This is a genomic window from Arenibacter nanhaiticus, assembly GCF_900141935.1.
Taxonomy (GTDB): Bacteria; Bacteroidota; Bacteroidia; order Flavobacteriales; family Flavobacteriaceae; genus Arenibacter; species Arenibacter nanhaiticus.
Genome location: NZ_FQYX01000037.1, coordinates 1 through 17,543, shown reverse-complemented (window position 1 = coordinate 17,543; position 17,543 = coordinate 1). Strand labels below are relative to the sequence as shown.

The following is a 17,543-nucleotide window of genomic DNA, read 5'->3' as shown; positions in this document are numbered from 1 at the left end:
GAAGTGTTGGTTGGTTATTTCGCTTTAAGGTCGCTTTGCGAAAAGCCCCTTAATTGCCCTTGCAAGTAAACAAATTGATTTGTTATTTGCAAGAATTTTGTGAAATTTATCTTAAAGCGCAAGATTTACGGCAAACTTCTGAATTTGATCTATAATACGTGCATAGTCTTTTGGATTCTCAACAAAGTCCATTTGGCTAACATTGATGATAAGATTGTTCTGAGCAGGGTGAGTCTTGATATATTCTAGATAACCACGATTTATTTTCTCTAAATATTCAGGGGCTATGGTTTGTTCGTAATTACGGCCTCTGCGTTTTATGTTTTGCAGCAAACGTTCGGTAGTTTGATGTAAGTAGACATATATTTTAGGTTTTTGTACATCCTTGTTCATTAAGTTAAAGAGCTTTCTGTACAACCTGAATTCTTCTTCCTGCAAGGTTATTTTGGCAAAAATCAGCGATTTGTTGATGTCGTAATCGCTTACCATAAAGTTTTTAAACAAATCGAGCTGAGAAGTGTCCTCCAAAAATTGCTGGTAACGATCCGCTAAAAATGACATCTCCAAGGGAAAGGCAAACCTGTTCTGGTCTTCATAGAACTTGGGTAAAAATGGGTTTTCCGCAAAACGTTCCAATACTAATTTGGCGTTAAAATCGGCAGCCATCTTATTGGCTAAAGTGGTTTTTCCTGCCCCAATATTTCCTTCAATGGCAATAAAATGAAACTGAGAAAAAAGTTCTTCCCTGGTGGTGTATAGTTTGTAAGGAGTTCGTTCTAGGGTGCTTTTGTCACGGCATTCCTGTAGCAGGTTCCTACTGTCCTTTTTTAAAATAGGATGATAAAATTGAGGGGCTATATCGGCCAGAGGTCTTAACACAAATCGCCTCAACTGTAAACTTGGATGGGGAATGGTCAGCGATTCATCGGAGAGGACTTCAGAACCGTAATATAATATATCGAGGTCCATTGTCCTAGAGGCATATCCAGAGCTGTCATGACGTTTTCTGCCCAATAAGGTTTCAATTTCCAGTAAGTTTTTTAATAATGACTCTGGAGAAAGCGCCGTTTCTACGCTTAAACAGGCATTGTAAAAATTATCTCCATCAAAACCCCAGGCCGGTGTTTCGTAAATAGGGGATACCTTGGAAACCTTACCGATACGGGAATGGATTAAAAATACAGCATCTTGAAGCTGATTTAATTTGTCGCCAAGATTGCTGCCTATAGATAGATGGGCTGTAGTTTTGCTTTGCATAATAGTGAGGCAAAGTAAATAAAAAGAAAACTACTTCATTGTAATAATCGATAAAAAGAGGGATGTTTTTCATCCTTAATATTATAAGAATGTGTATTTACTGATCATTATTAAGGGGGATTTAACTGAATAAATTTAAAGGCCTAAATATAACAATGGTTATCTTTGGTCAGTATTTGTAATTTAAGAACTACATGAAATTTTTAAGAAATTTATTAGCAGCAATTATTGGCTGCCTTATCGCTTTTGGAATCTTGTTTGTAATGTTCCTAGTTTTTGCGGCCCTTATAGGGAACTCCGAGGACTCGGTATTAATTAAGAATAATTCGGTATTGGAAGTGCAACTACAAAGTCCGATCAAGGATTTTGTAGGGAAGGACGATTCTAATCCTTTTGCCGGTTTGTTTGAGGATACCAAAGGTTTAGATGATATTTTACATGCCATAGAAGTCGCTAAGAACGACGATAAAATAAAAGGGATCAGTATTCGAAGCAGTGTTCTGATGGCCGGACTTTCTCAAACCCAAGCTATAAGGAAGGCTTTAAAAGACTTTCGCGAGAGTGGTAAATTTGTGTATGCCTACGCCGATTTTTATACCCAAAAGGATTATTATTTGGCCAGTGTTGCCCAAGAGGTTTACCTTAATCCGGTAGGGATGATGGATTTTAAAGGGCTGTCTACAGAAGTCCTTTTTTTTAAGGATCTACAGGAAAAATCAGGGGTTAAAATAGAGGTTATCCGTCATGGTAAATACAAAAGTGCCGTAGAGCCTTTTTTGGCCAACGAAATGAGCGACGCCAATAGAACCCAGTTAAAAGAACTATTGGAAGGCCTATGGACCTCCATGCTTTCCGATATTGGGGACAGTCGAAATATATCCTTAGAAAACCTTAATGTCATAGCCGATACCTTGGGAACAAGAACATCAAAAAATGCAGTCTTAACCGGATTGATAGACGGGGTGGCTTATTTAGATGAATACGAGTCCTTTATAAAGAACGAAATCGGTTTACAGGACGATGAAGATATCAATTATGTAAGCATCACAGATTATGCTAAGGAAGCAGGCAGAAAAAAAATTAAAAGTGGGAGCGACAAAATTGCAGTGGTTTATGCCCAGGGAGAAATTATCTACGGCGAGGGTGGCCCCAATATTATAGGACAAGGAATAATTAATGAGGCCTTAAAAAAAGCTAGGGAAGACAAGAGTGTTAAAGCGATAGTATTACGGGTAAATTCGCCTGGTGGCAGTGCGTTGACCTCGGATATTATCTGGCGTGAAATAGAGATTACCAAGGAAATAAAGCCGGTGCTCGTTTCAATGGGCGATGTGGCTGCTTCGGGAGGCTATTATATTGCGGCCGGGGCAGATAAAATCTTTGCAGAACCTACCACTATTACGGGCTCTATAGGGGTGTTTGGAACTGTGCCCAATATGAGCCAATTGGCTAGTGATATAGGGGTCAATGCAGAACAGGTGGGAACCAATCTCAATTCGGTCGACTATTCAATTTTTGAACCTATGAAGGATTCTTTTAGAACGACCGTTCAGGAAGGGATAGAAGAAACCTACAGTGTTTTTCTAGATAGAGTGGCCGCCGGTAGAGGGATAACCAAGGTACAGGCCGATAGCTTGGCACAAGGCCGTGTTTGGAGTGGTACCGATGCCAGACGATTGGGGCTTGTAGACGAACTAGGTGGATTGAACGATGCTATTTCCGAAGCTGCAAAAATGGTCGGATTAGAGACCTATGGCATAAAAAAGTTCCCCATATACAAGTCGGGCTTCGAAAAGCTAATGGAAGACCTCTCTGGCGCCAGAGCCAAGAGCAAGGAGTCTGTTATACAGCAAGAAATAGGGGCGCAAGCCTACAGCATATTACAGCAATTAAAAATTGCTACGGAACAGAAAGGGATACAGGCAAGAATGCCTTTTGTTTTGGATATAAAGTAATTTATGACTTCTAAAGATAAAAAGCTTGCCTTTAAAATTTACCTCTATATAGGGGCCATGTTCATCACTTCCCTAGTGGTTTCCAATTTGATTTTTCAAAAATTCTTTTATTGGAAACCCTTTGGTGATGTGACGGTTTTTGGGGCCACCCTCTTTGAGGTTTCCGTGGGGATACTGCCATATCCGATTACCTTTTTAATAACCGATCTTATTTCTGAAATTTACGGTAGAAAGAAAGCTAATCAGGTAGTGACTGCAGGTATTTTTGCTTCGTTTTTTTCGATGGGGATCGTTTTGTTGGCCAATTATGTTCCCGCAATAGAGGCTTCGCCAATAAATGATGGACTGTTTGACAAGGTGTTCGCGCTTTCCCCGGTTGCTGTTTTTGCCTCTATGTTGGCCTATTTGTTTGCACAATATATAGATATAGCCATTTATCATTTTTGGAAAAAAGTGACCAAAGGAAGGCAGCTGTGGTTGCGGAATAATTTCTCTACTTTTCTTTCACAATTTGTAGATACTTTTACCGTTGTAGGCTTGCTCTGTGTCTTTAAGGTATTGCCTTGGGATATGTTCTTTGGCCTTGTGGTCAGTGGTTTTGTTTTTAAGATAATTATAGCATTTATAGATACTCCTTTTCTCTATTTTTTCGTACATATGTTCAGAAAACGTTTTAAGTTAGAAGTGAATCAAGAAATTGATCTGGACGCATAGTGATTCTTGTTTAGAACCACTTTTTATTACATTAGGTATTTAACAGTGACGTATTAGTTGTAAAACATAAAAATATGAAAAAGAAAATTTTAAAGATTGTCGGTGCATTGCTTCTATGTCTTGTGCTGTTTTTGGCGGCTGCCCCTTTTTTTTTAAAGGGTAAGGTAACCGATTTGATTAAGAAAAAGGTCAACAGCAGCCTAAATGCCAGCTTTGATTTTGCCGGGGCCGATCTAAGCTTGTTCCGGAGCTTTCCCGATGCTACCGTTACTCTTACGGATATTAGCTTAATAAATAAGGCTCCTTTTGAAGGAGATACTCTTTTTGCGTCCAAAAAAGTAACATTGAAAATGTCTGTAAAAGAATTGTTCAAAGAAGCCAACGAGCCTATAGGCATTACTGATTTAATACTTGAAGAAAGTAAGGTGCATATTAAGGTAGATGCCGATGAAAATGCCAATTACGACATCACCTTAAAGCAAGAGGGCACGGTAAAAACACAAACATCGAGTTCGGTAGAAAACAACAGTTCTAGCCTATTCTTACAATCGTATGAAATTAAAAACTCGGTAATCACCTATGATGATGCTAGTAGTGGTATGTCAATGGTCATAGAAGAAATGAACCACCACGGCACCGGGGACTTGTCCTTGGAGGCTTCGGAATTGGATACCCAGACCAATGCCCTAGTGTCTTTTGTGATGGATAGTACTCAGTATTTAAATAGAAACCCTGTAAAGCTAAGTGCTTTGATCGGGATTGATTTAAAAGAAAACAAGTATATCTTCCTTAAAAATGAAGCCTTGGTAAACCAAATACCTCTGGTGTTTGATGGTTTTGTGAAATTAAACGAAGCCGATATGCAGGTCGATATCAGCTTTAAAACGCCATCATCTGATTTTAAAAACTTCTTGGCGGTTATTCCGGAAGCATATTCCAAGAATATAGAAAATGTGGCAACTACGGGTAATTTTACGCTATCAGGGTATTTTAAAGGAGTGGTCGATGAGGTTCATATTCCAAAGTTTGCTATAAATATCAATTCGGACAATGCTTCTTTTAAGTATCCAGATTTACCGAAGGCCGTTAGAAATGTTCACATCGATACTGAAATTGCGAATCCCAGTGGAATTAGTGAGGATACCTATGTAGATATCCGAAAGTTGTCCTTTATGATCGATCAGGACAAGTTTAATATGGTGGCTAAGATTTCTGATCTTATGGGCAATACTAAGGTGACTGCGCAAATTGATGGAAGGATGAACTTGGCACACCTGTCTCAAGCCTATCCGGTACCTGCAGATTTAAATCTAAAAGGAATCCTGAATGCCGATATCGCCACGGCCTTTGATATGGCCTCATTAGAGAAAAAACAGTATGAAAATACCAAGACCAAAGGATCTTTGAGTGTAAAAGGATTTGAATACAAAACCGATGAAATACCAAACCTGGTAAAGATAAACACGGCTGCTGTAACCTTTAATCCCAAAACAGTGACCTTAAATGAGTTGAATGCGGTAACAGGGAAAACAGATTTTAATGCTACTGGGACTATTGATAACCTTTTAGGGTTTATGTTTAATGACGAAAAGGTAGAAGGTCGTTTTAACCTAAAATCGAATGTTTTTGCGATTGACGATTTTATGGTGGCAGATGCTCCTGTAACAAAGAGCGAGAAAGCGAAAAGTTCTTCGCCCGTAGCAACAGGGGGGGCGAAAACGTCAAAGGAAACTTCCGACGCAAAAATAAAAATCCCATCTTTTTTGGATTGTTCTATAAGCGCTACGGCCAATACCGTAATTTATGACAATATTACTTTAAAAAATGTGAAAGGAGATCTCCGAATAAAGGACGAGAAGGCGACACTTTCTAATATGTCTTCTAATTTATTTGACGGAAACTTGGTGCTTAATGGAAGTGTTTCGACCAAGGGTGATGTACCCGATTTTGATATGAGATTGGGAATGGGCAGTTTTAAAATAGCAGAAACCTTTAAGGCTTTGGAAATGTTTAAGGTGCTAGCGCCAATAGCAGCGATTTTAAAGGGAACTCTAAATTCAGATGTTCAAATTTCCGGGAAATTAAATGATGATTTTACGCCAAATCTGGCTACTATTACCGGTGATATTCTCGCAGAGTTGTTGACCACCGAAATCGATGCGAGCAAAGCTCCCTTGCTTACGGCATTGGATGATAAAATGAAATTTTTGGATCTCGACAAACTAAATTTTAAGGATTTAAAAACAGCATTGTCCTTTGAAGACGGAGTGGTACAGGTGACGCCCTTTACTCTTAACTACAAGGATTTTGTGATCAACTTATCGGGTAGTCATACCTTTGATCAAGAATTGAACTATGCGGCAACCATAGAAGTTCCTGCAAAATACTTAGGGAAGGATATTAATGCCATGATCGAGAAGATAAACGAAACTTCCCTGGAGGGGTTGACCATTCCGGTGACCGCCAATTTTGAAGGTAAGTACACGAGTCCTAAGGTAAGTACTGATCTTACATCGGGGATTAAAAATTTAACCGCCCAACTGATAGAAATAGAAAAACAAAAGTTGGTTAATAAAGGAAAAGACAAGGCCAAGGATATTATAGGAGATATCATAGCAAAAAATCAAAAAGCTACAGATTCTACTAAAAAGGACAACCAAGATAAAACAAAGGAAATTTTGGGCGGTTTATTGGGGAAACCAGCCCAAAAATCGGATTCGGCAACTGCTGATTCTACTGAAAATGCCAAAAAGCAACAACAGGTTGATGCCGCTAAAAAAATATTAGGCGGAATTTTTGGTAAAAAGAAAGAAGAACCGGCAAAGACGCAGAAGGATTCCGTTAAGTAACAGTCAAGGAGACAACATAACCTTCGCTTCCCCGGACATTAAATACCGTATTGTCTTCGAAGATAAGGTATTGTCCTTTGATACCTTTTAACACCCCTTGGAAAATGGGGGTCTTTTCCAGGTTTAGACTCTTAACTTTTGTGGGATATTGCAATACAGGAAACTCTAAATGGGTTTCCTGTTTGTTTTCTAGGAAATAGGGAATAGCTTCTTCTGGGATGTATTGTTTTAGTTTGTTTCTGTAAGCTACTAAATCTTCATCGGCTGTGTTGTTGGTCAACATTTTTCGCCAATTGGTCTTATCGCCAATATGATCTTTTAAGGCCACCTCGGTAATACCGGCCAAATAACGGTTGGGAACTTCAACGATTTCTATAGCTTCGTGTGCACCCTGGTCTATCCATCTGGTAGGAACTTGGGTTTTTCTTGTCACCCCAACCTTAATATTGCTAGAATTTGCCAAATACACAATATGGGGCTGTAATTGAACCTTTTTTTCGTATTCCAAATCTCGGTCTTCCTTATCTAAATGGGCGGTGCTCAGTTCTGGGCGCATAATCCAATCCCCGGCAGTTGGCACTTTAAAAAAACAAGTTCGGCAAAATCCCTGTCGATAAATGGGGCGGTCTTCGCTACAATTTAAACACTGGTATTTTTCGAATTTAATAGTAAGCTCCTTATTCAGTACCTGATTCATATTTAAAAAATCCCCCTCAAAAAGTAAATAATATTGAATTGGATCCCCTATTTCTGTTTCCATTTTTCGTAAGACACCTTGGTACTGCATAAATTTATTTGTTTACTTAAATTCTATTTGAATATGAAAAGTTTTAAAGCTATTTTTAGCTTGTTAAAAGAAGTGATTATTGGGGTACATATAATAAGTAATATGCCCTGTCAAGAATCGCCAAACCTAAGCCCGAGCTAAAAAACGGGATAAAGATACCTAAAAATGCCAATACCATTATTTAATTCAATTGCCTCTTGGTTATTGAAAAAGCGATACCATCAAATTGAGCTTTTTTTAAAATACCCGGAAGAAGTTCAGGAAGAGGTGTTAAGACAGCTGTTGTCTATTGCTGCCGATACCGAAATAGGCAAAAAATATGGTTTTGAATCTATAGCGAATTACGAAACTTTTGTTTCAAGACTGCCTATTGTTTCCTATGAGGAGGTAGAGCCAATGATAGAGCGCTCCCGTTTAGGGGAACAAAATATCTTTTGGCCAACGACCATCAAGTGGTTTGCAAAGAGCAGTGGTACTACCAATGCTAAAAGCAAATTTATTCCGGTAAGTTCGGAGGCTTTGGAAGATTGTCACTATAAATCGAGTAAGGATTTACTATGTCTGTATCTCAATAACAATGAAAACTCCCAACTGTTTACGGGCAAGAGCCTACGACTGGGGGGAAGTAAGGAACTGTACAGGGATAAGGGAACTGTTTTTGGGGATCTTTCGGCTATTTTAATAGATAATATGCCCTTTTGGGCAGAACTTAGTAGCACTCCTAGTAATAAGGTGTCCCTGATGGGGGAGTGGGAGTCTAAGCTGCAAGCTATCATAAAAGAAAGTGTTCAGGAAAATGTGACCAGTTTGGCCGGAGTGCCTTCATGGATGCTAGTGCTTTTAAACGATGTGATGGAAGAAACAGGAAAAGAACATCTCTTTCAGGTTTGGGAAAACTTGGAGGTGTATTTCCACGGAGGGGTAAGCTTTAATCCTTATAAAGAACAGTTTGCAAAATTATTGCCGAAAAAAAGTTTTAACTACTACGAAATATATAACGCCTCAGAAGGTTTTTTTGCTATTCAGGATAGAAACAATGCCGATGATTTGTTGTTGATGTTGGACTATGGGATTTTTTACGAATTTATTCCGATGGATGCCTATGATACCAAGGATCAAATTACCGTTCCGCTATGGAACGTTCAGGTAGGTAAGAACTATGCGGTAGTGATAACCACCAATGCCGGGTTATGGCGTTATAAGATAGGCGATACGGTGCGTTTTACATCTATAAATCCCTATAGAATAAAGGTCACGGGCAGAACTAAACACCACATTAATGTTTTCGGAGAAGAGTTAATTATAGAAAATGCAGAGGAGGCTTTAAAAAGAATCTGTGAACAAACCGGATCCGAAATAAAGGACTATACTGTTGCGCCTGTATTTATGAACGGGAGGGAGAAGGGTGCCCATGAATGGATCATAGAATTTAGAAAGCTGCCCAAAGAAATGGATTATTTTACGGAGTCCTTGGACAGTGCTTTAAAAACATTAAACTCTGACTATGAAGCAAAGCGGTACAACAACCTGACCCTGACGTTGCCCAAGGTACATATCGCTAGAGAAAACCTGTTTTACGATTGGCTAAAATCTAAAGGAAAGCTCGGAGGACAACATAAAATTCCGCGATTGTCCAATAAAAGGGACTATATCGAGGAATTACTTCAGATGAACAAATAAATGCTAGATTCTTTTTAAAAATAGTCAATTTAGAGAAAGAAAAGTTGCCCCTTATCTTTTATTACTAACCATTAATAACTAAAGAATTATGGGAAACAAACTAGTAGTATTATCGGATATGTGGGGTGCTAAAAGAGGGCTTTGGATTACTTCTTACCTGGGTTATTTACAGCAATATTATAATATCACCTATTATAATAGCCAGCAATTGGCAAATCTGAAATTAACTATTGAAACTGCAGAAAATATAAGCAATGAATTTGAGAATGGCGGTATTGATACCGCGGTGGCCCATTTGCTTAAAAAAGAAAACGAACCGAGTCATTTTTTGACCTTTGGAATAGGTGGGACCATAGCGTGGAAAGCGCAATTGGAAGGACTGCCCATGGAGTCTCTTTTTATAATATCATCTAATAGAATGCGGCAGGAAACAGCGCTTCCTAAAACTAGTGTAAAGCTGGTGTATGGTGAAAAAGATCAGTTTACACCCTCCCGGGAATGGGCGAAAAATTTGGGGGTAAATTTGGAAGTGGTACCTAATTTTGGCCATGAACTCTATTCCGATGAAAAAGTAATAGGAAAAGTATGCCAAGATTTATTGGCTCAACTTGTAGTAAAACAGCCTCTTGTATAAGAGGCTGTTTTTTATAGATCTACACGATTTTAATCCCTTGTTTTTTATACAACAAGGCCCTTGAAAGTAAGGGGGTGAAAATGTTGAAAAGCATTCTTTAAGAAACTGCTTTTAACTTTTTAATAGTTTCAAACGATAATTTCTTTTCAGCATATTCCTGAGTTACCTTAAATTCTGTTTCAGAAGAACTGGGGAATTCAAACATAGCATCGGTAAAAATAGCCTCGCATAAAGAACGAAGGCCCCTTGCGCCTAATTTGTATTCTATAGCCTTGTCCACAATATAGTCCAAGGCCTGATCAGTTATAGTGAAGGTTATGTCGTCCATTTTAAACAACTTCTCGTATTGTTTAATAATGGCATTTTTAGGCTTCGTTAAAATAGCTCTAAGAGTCTCCTTGTCTAAGGGGTTCATATGAGTTAAAACGGGAAGTCTACCAATGATTTCCGGGATCAAACCAAAATCTTTCAAATCCCTAGGGATGATATATTGAAGGATATTGCTTTCGTCTACCTTGTCTTCTGCTTTTGAAGCGCTATAACCTACCGCTTGCATATTAAGCCTTTTGGTGATAATACGTTCAATTCCGTCAAAAGCTCCACCGGCAATAAACAATATATTTTCGGTATTTACTTCAATAAACTTCTGATCCGGGTGTTTACGGCCTCCCTTTGGGGGAACGTTTACAACCGTGCCTTCCAGTAATTTTAGCAATCCTTGTTGTACCCCTTCCCCAGATACATCCCTGGTAATGGAAGGATTGTCGCTTTTTCGAGCAATTTTATCGATCTCGTCAATAAAAACAATTCCTCGTTCGGCCTTTTCTAAATTGTAATCGGCAGCTTGTAATAACCGGGTAAGGATGCTTTCTACATCTTCCCCAACATAACCGGCTTCTGTAAGTACGGTAGCGTCAACAATTGCCAAAGGTACATTAAGCATCTTAGCGATGGTTTTTGCCATAAGGGTCTTTCCTGTCCCAGTTTGGCCGACCATAACAATATTGCTCTTCTGTATTTCTATATCGTCTTCCTTGCCCTTAGGTTGAAGCAAACGTTTGTAGTGGTTGTACACTGCTACGGACATTACTTTTTTTGTACGGTCTTGTCCAATGATAAAGGTGTCTAAGAACTCCTTTATCTCCAATGGTTTTTTTAACGTTAATTCCGAAGAAAGATCGTTAGAAGTAGATTGTTTGGATTCTTCGGTAACAATTCCGTGAGCTTGCTCTATACATCGATCGCATATATGCGCATCTAAACCAGCAATTAATAAATTAGTCTCCGGTTTTTTTCTGCCACAAAAAGAGCACTCTAAATTTTCTTTTGCCATATCATTTTATCACTTTCAATAATAATAACGGAAAAACCTCCCTTGAAATCCAAGATTCATAATAGGGAAAGGGGCTTTCCGTGTGCTTTAGTCGAAATTAAGATCTATCCCTTACCAAAATTTCATCAATCATGCCATACGCCTTGGCCTCATCTGCTCTCATCCAATAATCCCTGTCGCTGTCATCACTAACTTTGTCAAAAGTTTGCTCAGAATGTTTGGCGATTATTTGGTACAATTCGTCCTTAAGTTTAAGGATTTCCCTTGCGGTAATTTCAATATCACTGGCCTGCCCTTGAGCACCTCCTAAAGGTTGGTGAATCATCACTCTGGAGTGGGTAAGTCCTGATCGTTTTCCTTTGGCACCAGCACACAATAGAACCGCGCCCATAGAGGCGGCAATTCCTGTACAGATAGTCGCTACGTCTGGCTTGATAAACTGCATGGTATCGTAAATGCCCAAACCGGCGTATACGCTACCTCCTGGTGAATTGATATAAATTTGTATGTCTTTAGAAGCATCCGTGCTTTCTAAGAAAAGTAACTGAGCTTGAACAATATTCGCTACTTGGTCGTTGATTCCCGTACCTAAAAATATAATCCTATCCATCATCAACCTCGAAAAAACGTCCATTGCAACGGCATTTAACTGTCTTTCTTCAATAATGTTGGGTGTAAGGTTGGTTGGATACATACTACTAACAATAGAATCATAGTACATGCTATTGATGCCTTGGTGTTTAGTAGCGTAATTCTTGAATTCTTTCCCGTAATCCATATTTATTTTCGGTATTTTATAAGATAAAAAAAAAGTGCCGAAAATGAATTCTTCGACACTGTAAATATACTTATTTTATTTTGTAAATTACCCGTAAACTTCTTTTACGAAGTCTTCATAAGTAACTTCTTTTGATGTTAAATTTGCCTTTTCCTTATAAAGGTTTAATAATTTTTGGCTCATTAATTGCTCGGATAAACGCTTCACCTCATCTTGGTTAGAAAGTACTCTAGCTGCAATGCCGTCCAATTCTTCATCCTTAGGATCTAACTGGCCAAATTGTGCCATTTGTTCCTTGATGAAACCTTTAGCGAAATCTTTCAATTCTTCGAACTGGATTTGAATGCCGTTTTCTTGAATTATTTTGCCTTCAATTAATTGGTAACGCAATCCTTTTTCAGACTTTTTGAATTCTTCGTTTGCCTCGTCATCAGTCAATTGCTTTTCACCAGTAGTCTTGATCCATTTGGTCAAAAATTCTTCTGGAAGGTCAAACTTAGTGGTTTCGATAAAATGTTCTGTAACGTCATTTAAAAGCTTCTGATCGGACTGTTGTTCGAATTGCTTTTCAGAATCGGTCTTAATTCTTTCTTTTAAACCTTCTTCGGAAGTAATAACATCCTTTCCAAACAATTTGTCGAAAAACTCTTGGTCTAATGGAGCCAATTCTCTTTCGTTAATTTCTTCAATAGTGAAAGAAACCTCTATTTCTAAGTTGTCTGCTTTGGTAGCGCTAATTCCTAAAGAGCTTCCTAATAAATAATCTTCCGTGAAAAGATCTTTGGTATTCAAAGTAACAACCTCGCCAGCTTTTTTGCCGATAAGGCTTTTTAAAGCGTTCTCGTCTTTTATTTTATCTAGCTCAAGAGTAGTTTTATGGTCTATTTCCTCAGCTTCATTGACAAAGGTACCGGTGATTTCATCAGTTTTGCCAACGACTTCCTTGCTGATTAGTTTTCCGTATTGTTTTTGAAGACGTTCTACTTGCTCGTCAATCATTTTGGCATCGGCTACAATCTTGTAGTGCGTGATAGCGTCTTTTGATTTTAGATCAATAGAGAAACTAGGAGCAAGACCCAATTCAAATTCAAAGGCAAAATCCTCGGCGTCCCAGTTAAAATTATCTTGTTGTTTTGGTAATGGATTCCCTAAAACATCCAACTTTTCTTCGGTTAAATATTTGTTGAGGTTATCTTGTAAAAGTTTATTTACTTCATCAACCAAAACAGCTTTTCCGTATTGCTTTTTAATTAAGCCCATAGGAACTTGTCCCTTTCTAAATCCAGGGATATTAGCTTGCTTTCTGTAGTCTTTTAAAATGGTTTCTACCTTGTCTTGGTAATCCTCTTTGGTTACCGCGACTTTAACTACTGCATTTAATTCGTCAATCTGCTCTTTCGTGATATTCATTTGTGTATCTAATTTTGCTAAAATAAAATGGGATGCAAAAATACTATATTTTCCAATGCACTACAAGTTTTTAAATAACTGAATGTCAAAAAGGTATCTTAATTTTTATTATCGCCATTAAGGAAAGAATACAATATAGATTGAAGAAAAGAGAGTAAAAGGCTGAAAAGTAGCGCCCACCAAATAGAATCTACCCCAAAACCGTCAATAAGTTTATCGGCCAATAAAATAATAATAGCGTTAATAATCAGCAGGAAAAGTCCCAAGGTTAATATGGTGACCGGCAAAGTAAGGATAACCAAGATGGGCTTAACTATAAAATTAAGAAGCCCTAATACAATGGCTACAATGATGGCGGTCATAAAAGTGTCAACATGTGCTCCTGGTAAGAGGTAGCATAAAATTACAACGGCTAGGGCGCTCAGTAATATTCTTAAAATTAAATTCATGGCTTGTGTTTTTATGGTTAAACAAAAAAAGTACCGAAAAATATTCCGGTACTTTATAAAAGTAAACATTTATTTTTGAGTGGCCTTAGTGGTTTTGTAATCTAATGGCACTATTTTAAATAAAATGGTTTTAACCTAGGTCTAAGCAATAAGGGCTCTAAATCCGCTTCTCTGTGCTAGGGCTAGGAGCTTTTTTTATGACGATTTTAAAAAGGGTATTGATTTTTCTAAAAATTGTACCGGATTTTCTGCATGTAACCAATGTCCGGCCTTTTCAATCGTTTCAATAGTAGCTAAAGGGAAATGTCTTTTTATGTCCGAAAGATCGCTAGGGGAAACATATTCCGATTTTTCACCTCTTAAAAACAGCGAAGGCCCCTGATATATGGCCGTAGTGCTGATGTTTTCACCAATTTCTTCCATTTTTTCGCTCAGGACCTCTAAATTGAATCGGAACCCTAAAACGCCTTTTTCTTTCCAATACAGGTTTTTTAATAAAAATTGGCGGATGCCTATATTGTTTATATGCTTAGATAATTGCTTGTCGGCCTCGCTTCTAGAACTGATGTTCTTTATATCAATCGCGTTTAGGCCATCGATAATTTGATGATGGTGGGGCGGGTAAAACTTAGGGGCTATATCGGCAACGATCAGTTTAGAGACTAGCTCTGGTCTGCTACAAGCTAATTGCATGGCGGTTTTTCCGCCCATAGAATGGCCTAGGACAATGGCTTTGGACAATTGATGGTGAGCCATGTAATTGGCAAGGTCATCGGCCAATATGTCATAGTTGAAATCTGGGGAATGAAAACTTTTTCCATGGTTCCGCTGGTCGATCAAATGGGTTTCTAATCCTTCCTCGGCATACTTGTTCCCGATGGTCTTCCAATTGTCCGACATCCCTAAAAAACCATGTAAAACGAGGATGGGATCGCCCTCTCCTAAAATGTTGGAATGTAATAACGGCATTATTTTAATCGGTTTAAATACATGTTTACTACGTTTTCTAGTCCTAGGTACAACGATTCGCATATTAGGGCGTGTCCTATGGATACTTCCAACAAATGAGGAATGTTTTGTTTGAAAAATTTAATATTGTCCAAGCTAAGATCGTGACCGGCATTGATGCCTAATCCAAGGCTATGACCAATTTTTGCCGCCTCAATAAATGGGTTAACGCTGTTCTTGTCTCCTTTAGAATATCCTAAAGCAAAACTTTCTGTGTAAAGTTCAATTCTGTCGGTACCGGTAAGGGCGGCCCCTTCTACCATTTTAATGTCGGCATCTACAAAAATAGAAGTTCTAATGCCGTTGTCTTTAAATGTGGCGATTACCTCTTTTAAAAAATCCCTGTGTTTTATGGTGTCCCAGCCAGCATTAGAGGTAATGGCGTCTTCGGCATCGGGCACTAAGGTTACCTGAGTGGGCTTCACCTCTAGGACCAAATCCATGAACTTCTGAATGGGGTTCCCTTCAATATTAAATTCGGTGGTGACTATGTTTTTTAAGTCCCTGGCATCTTGATAAGTAATATGTCTCTCATCGGGCCTAGGGTGAATGGTGATTCCTTCGGCGCCAAATTCTTCAATGTCTTTGGCAACATTTATAAGGTTAGGAACGTTTCCTCCTCGGGAATTTCTTAATGTTGCAATCTTATTTACATTAACGCTAAGCTTTGTCATAGGTGCTTTAATTGGATGTTTAAAAAGCAAAAATACGAATTAGGCATGCCTTTTGATATTTTTAATTAGTAATTTGCGTTATATATAAGGAGATGGACATTCAAAACAACATATTAACCACAATACCCGTGTTTAAAGTAGGGGATGCTTTAAAGGAAGTAGTCGACTTTTTTAAAGAAGGCGACTATTCTCATATTGCAGTTGTCGAAAACGGGTTGTTTTTAGGTGTTTTGGCAGAAAACGATTTGGAGAGTTTTGATGTTTCTAAAAAAATTGAGGATATCCGATATCATTTGGAAAAGTTTTTTGTCTTAAGAGACTTCTCGTGGTTAGATGTATTGGAGGTCTTTTCTAAAAATGATGCCAACCTAATGCCTATTTTAGATCAGGAAAGTATGGTGGTCGGATATTATGATTTGAAAGATGTTGTTGATAGGTTTATGGACACCCCTTTCTTTACAGAGCCCGGTGGGGTACTGGTCTTGGCAAAAGGAGTTAATGATTATTCATTTAGCGAAATAGCCCAGATTGCCGAAAGCAACAATGCCAAACTTATAGGTGGTTTTATCTCCGATATTCGTAACGATGTCATAGAGATAACCATAAAAATTGGAACTACTAATCTTAATGAAATTATCCAGTCTTTTAGACGATATAACTATACCATTATTTTCGGAAATGACGATGATCAGTTTATGGAAGAATTAAAGCAAAGGTCAGATTATTTGGATAAATACCTAAACGTTTAATTTATATGAAAGTTGCCATTTTTGGACTAACTTACCAAGATAATGCATTGGAATATGTAATAGAGCTCCTAGATGAGCTGTCCAAAGAAAATGCAGAAGTCTATTTTGAAGAAGATTTTTATAAGCTTATAAGTACTAAAAGAAAAGTAAACGGTTTTAAGACCTTTACCGAAAAAGATGGTTTGGATGCCAGCTTTGACATGTTTGTCAGTTTTGGGGGAGATGGAACAATTTTACGGGCCACTACCTATGTGCGAGATTTGGGGATTCCTATCGTCGGGGTAAATACCGGAAGATTAGGGTTTTTGTCGACCTTTAAAAAAGAAGATGTTCGTAAGGTGGTTACAGAGTTTGTTTCTGGAGATTATCATATTGTAGAAAGAAGTCTGGTAGAGGTGAGTCAGGAATCTGATATTCCCGAATTTAAAACCTTAAATTTTGCCCTGAACGAAATAACCGTTAGCAGAAAGGATACCACCTCTATGATTACCGTAGAAACCTATTTGAATAATGAATACCTAACTTCTTATTGGGCCGACGGTCTTATTGTAGCCACTCCAACGGGGTCTACAGGGTATTCTCTCAGTTGTGGGGGACCCGTAATTGCACCCTTGGCAAAATCCTTGATATTAACACCTATAGCACCGCACAATCTAAATGCCAGGCCTTTGGTGATATCGGACGAAACCGTCATACGATTAACGGTATCGGGAAGGGAAGAGTATCATTTAGTGTCCTTGGATTCTAGGATTGCAACCGTTAAAAACGGAAAAGAGATTATTGTTAGAAAGGCGCCTTTTACCATTAAAATGATAGAGTATACCTCGGAAAGTTTCCTGAAAACCCTTCGGAATAAATTATTGTGGGGAGAAGATAAGCGGAATTGATTTTTGCTCCCAAACAATAAAAAAAGGCAAAATAGGGTTATCTGTTCATAACAAGGATATAATTAGTCGCTCCTTAAAAAATCTTTAAGTTGTTTCTTTTCAGTTTTTTACGCTTGAAATAAGCTCTTTTTGGATGTCTTTAATTGCAAGTAAATCACTATCTTGTATAGAAAACCTTGCAATAAATGATTGGAAAATCACCTTCACAGCATCAGAAAGACTTATTTAAACCTCTTCTTAAGGAGTTCATCAATTTAAGGCATGAGTTAGCGTTATTGGGCGACAAAATTGATTGGAAATACTTTGAAGATGAGTTTGCAGATTTTTATTCCAATACTGGGAAACCCTCAATGCCAATACGATTGATGGTAGGTTCTTT

Annotated in this window: 15 protein-coding genes and 1 pseudogene; 8 read left to right on the top strand and 8 right to left on the bottom strand. The window is 38.1% G+C overall.

Annotated features, from left to right (window positions below; translation table 11 throughout):
• Positions 1-111: 111 nt before the first annotated feature.
• Complete coding sequence (gene folK, locus BUA16_RS16170; protein ID WP_072765785.1) at positions 112-1,257, bottom strand: 2-amino-4-hydroxy-6-hydroxymethyldihydropteridine diphosphokinase; 1,146 nt, start codon at positions 1,255-1,257, stop codon at positions 112-114.
• A gap of 194 nt (positions 1,258-1,451) precedes the next feature.
• Here folK and sppA point away from each other — a divergent pair, with 194 nt between their 5' ends.
• From sppA to BUA16_RS16155, 3 genes are all read left to right on the top strand, one after another.
• The gene (gene sppA, locus BUA16_RS16165; RefSeq protein ID WP_072765784.1) at positions 1,452-3,212 is read left to right on the top strand and encodes a signal peptide peptidase SppA; all 1,761 of its coding nucleotides are present in this window, start codon (positions 1,452-1,454) and stop codon (positions 3,210-3,212) included.
• Positions 3,213-3,215: 3 nt separating this feature from the next.
• A complete protein-coding gene (locus BUA16_RS16160) occupies positions 3,216-3,926 on the top strand; it encodes a queuosine precursor transporter (RefSeq protein WP_072765783.1) in 711 nt (236 codons plus the stop codon).
• A gap of 74 nt (positions 3,927-4,000) precedes the next feature.
• Positions 4,001-6,775 carry an AsmA-like C-terminal region-containing protein gene (locus BUA16_RS16155; protein ID WP_072765782.1) on the top strand — a complete coding sequence of 925 codons (2,775 nt, stop codon included), beginning with the start codon at positions 4,001-4,003 and terminating at the stop codon, positions 6,773-6,775.
• Here BUA16_RS16155 and BUA16_RS16150 read toward each other — a convergent pair.
• On the bottom strand, positions 6,768-7,562 hold the full coding sequence (locus tag BUA16_RS16150; protein ID WP_072765781.1) for a DUF2797 domain-containing protein: 795 nt from the start codon (positions 7,560-7,562) through the stop codon (positions 6,768-6,770). The two genes, BUA16_RS16155 and BUA16_RS16150, sit on opposite strands and share 8 nt — an antisense overlap.
• A 165-nt stretch (positions 7,563-7,727) precedes the next feature.
• Between BUA16_RS16150 and BUA16_RS16145 the strand changes: the two genes are divergently transcribed.
• Together BUA16_RS16145 and BUA16_RS16140 are read left to right on the top strand one after the other, a co-directional pair.
• Entirely contained in the window at positions 7,728-9,242 is a 1,515-nt protein-coding gene (locus tag BUA16_RS16145; protein WP_072765780.1) for a GH3 auxin-responsive promoter family protein, read from the top strand.
• 88 nt (positions 9,243-9,330) lie between these two features.
• A complete protein-coding gene (locus BUA16_RS16140) occupies positions 9,331-9,876 on the top strand; it encodes a hypothetical protein (RefSeq protein ID WP_072765779.1) in 546 nt (181 codons plus the stop codon).
• Between the two features lie 97 nt (positions 9,877-9,973).
• Here the strand turns inward: BUA16_RS16140 and clpX are convergent, their stop codons facing one another.
• The 6 genes from clpX to BUA16_RS16110 all read right to left on the bottom strand — a co-directional run bounded on the left by clpX (position 9,974) and on the right by BUA16_RS16110 (position 15,528).
• Complete coding sequence (gene clpX / locus BUA16_RS16135; RefSeq protein ID WP_072765778.1) at positions 9,974-11,209, bottom strand: ATP-dependent Clp protease ATP-binding subunit ClpX; 1,236 nt, start codon at positions 11,207-11,209, stop codon at positions 9,974-9,976.
• A 97-nt stretch (positions 11,210-11,306) separates the two neighbouring features.
• Positions 11,307-11,987 carry an ATP-dependent Clp endopeptidase proteolytic subunit ClpP gene (gene clpP, locus BUA16_RS16130; protein ID WP_072765777.1) on the bottom strand — a complete coding sequence of 227 codons (681 nt, stop codon included), beginning with the start codon at positions 11,985-11,987 and terminating at the stop codon, positions 11,307-11,309.
• Between the two features lie 87 nt (positions 11,988-12,074).
• Positions 12,075-13,397, bottom strand: coding sequence for a trigger factor (gene tig, locus BUA16_RS16125; RefSeq protein ID WP_072765776.1), 1,323 nt, complete (start codon positions 13,395-13,397; stop codon positions 12,075-12,077).
• A gap of 98 nt (positions 13,398-13,495) precedes the next feature.
• On the bottom strand, positions 13,496-13,846 hold the full coding sequence (locus tag BUA16_RS16120; protein WP_072765794.1) for a phage holin family protein: 351 nt from the start codon (positions 13,844-13,846) through the stop codon (positions 13,496-13,498).
• A 195-nt stretch (positions 13,847-14,041) separates the two neighbouring features.
• The gene (locus BUA16_RS16115; protein WP_072765775.1) at positions 14,042-14,815 is read right to left on the bottom strand and encodes an alpha/beta fold hydrolase; all 774 of its coding nucleotides are present in this window, start codon (positions 14,813-14,815) and stop codon (positions 14,042-14,044) included.
• Entirely contained in the window at positions 14,815-15,528 is a 714-nt protein-coding gene (locus BUA16_RS16110) for a pyridoxine 5'-phosphate synthase (RefSeq protein WP_072765774.1), read from the bottom strand. Before BUA16_RS16110 ends, BUA16_RS16115 begins: the two co-directional genes overlap by 1 nt.
• A gap of 92 nt (positions 15,529-15,620) precedes the next feature.
• Here BUA16_RS16110 and BUA16_RS16105 point away from each other — a divergent pair, with 92 nt between their 5' ends.
• From BUA16_RS16105 to BUA16_RS16095, 3 genes and pseudogenes are all read left to right on the top strand, one after another.
• Complete coding sequence (locus tag BUA16_RS16105) at positions 15,621-16,277, top strand: CBS domain-containing protein (RefSeq protein WP_072765773.1); 657 nt, start codon at positions 15,621-15,623, stop codon at positions 16,275-16,277.
• A 5-nt stretch (positions 16,278-16,282) separates the two neighbouring features.
• Positions 16,283-17,164, top strand: a complete 882-nt coding sequence (locus tag BUA16_RS16100) for an NAD kinase (RefSeq protein ID WP_072765772.1) — start codon at positions 16,283-16,285, stop codon at positions 17,162-17,164.
• Positions 17,165-17,349: 185 nt separating this feature from the next.
• A pseudogene (locus tag BUA16_RS16095) lies at positions 17,350-17,543 on the top strand (IS5/IS1182 family transposase); the annotation flags it as partial.

Bases quoted from the DNA above. Each gene is read 5' to 3' on its own strand.
- BUA16_RS16160 (WP_072765783.1), top strand. From the start codon at position 3,216: ATGACTTCTAAAGATAAAAAGCTTGCCTTTAAAATTTACCTCTATATA.
- BUA16_RS16110 (WP_072765774.1), bottom strand. From the start codon at position 15,528: ATGACAAAGCTTAGCGTTAATGTAAATAAGATTGCAACATTAAGAAAT.
- tig (WP_072765776.1), bottom strand. From the start codon at position 13,397: ATGAATATCACGAAAGAGCAGATTGACGAATTAAATGCAGTAGTTAAA.
- sppA (WP_072765784.1), top strand. From the start codon at position 1,452: ATGAAATTTTTAAGAAATTTATTAGCAGCAATTATTGGCTGCCTTATC.
- BUA16_RS16155 (WP_072765782.1), top strand. From the start codon at position 4,001: ATGAAAAAGAAAATTTTAAAGATTGTCGGTGCATTGCTTCTATGTCTT.
- clpP (WP_072765777.1), bottom strand. From the start codon at position 11,987: ATGGATTACGGGAAAGAATTCAAGAATTACGCTACTAAACACCAAGGC.
- BUA16_RS16115 (WP_072765775.1), bottom strand. From the start codon at position 14,815: ATGCCGTTATTACATTCCAACATTTTAGGAGAGGGCGATCCCATCCTC.
- BUA16_RS16120 (WP_072765794.1), bottom strand. From the start codon at position 13,846: ATGAATTTAATTTTAAGAATATTACTGAGCGCCCTAGCCGTTGTAATT.
- BUA16_RS16150 (WP_072765781.1), bottom strand. From the start codon at position 7,562: ATGCAGTACCAAGGTGTCTTACGAAAAATGGAAACAGAAATAGGGGAT.
- BUA16_RS16100 (WP_072765772.1), top strand. From the start codon at position 16,283: ATGAAAGTTGCCATTTTTGGACTAACTTACCAAGATAATGCATTGGAA.
- folK (WP_072765785.1), bottom strand. From the start codon at position 1,257: ATGCAAAGCAAAACTACAGCCCATCTATCTATAGGCAGCAATCTTGGC.
- BUA16_RS16105 (WP_072765773.1), top strand. From the start codon at position 15,621: ATGGACATTCAAAACAACATATTAACCACAATACCCGTGTTTAAAGTA.
- clpX (WP_072765778.1), bottom strand. From the start codon at position 11,209: ATGGCAAAAGAAAATTTAGAGTGCTCTTTTTGTGGCAGAAAAAAACCG.
- BUA16_RS16140 (WP_072765779.1), top strand. From the start codon at position 9,331: ATGGGAAACAAACTAGTAGTATTATCGGATATGTGGGGTGCTAAAAGA.
- BUA16_RS16145 (WP_072765780.1), top strand. From the start codon at position 7,728: ATGCCAATACCATTATTTAATTCAATTGCCTCTTGGTTATTGAAAAAG.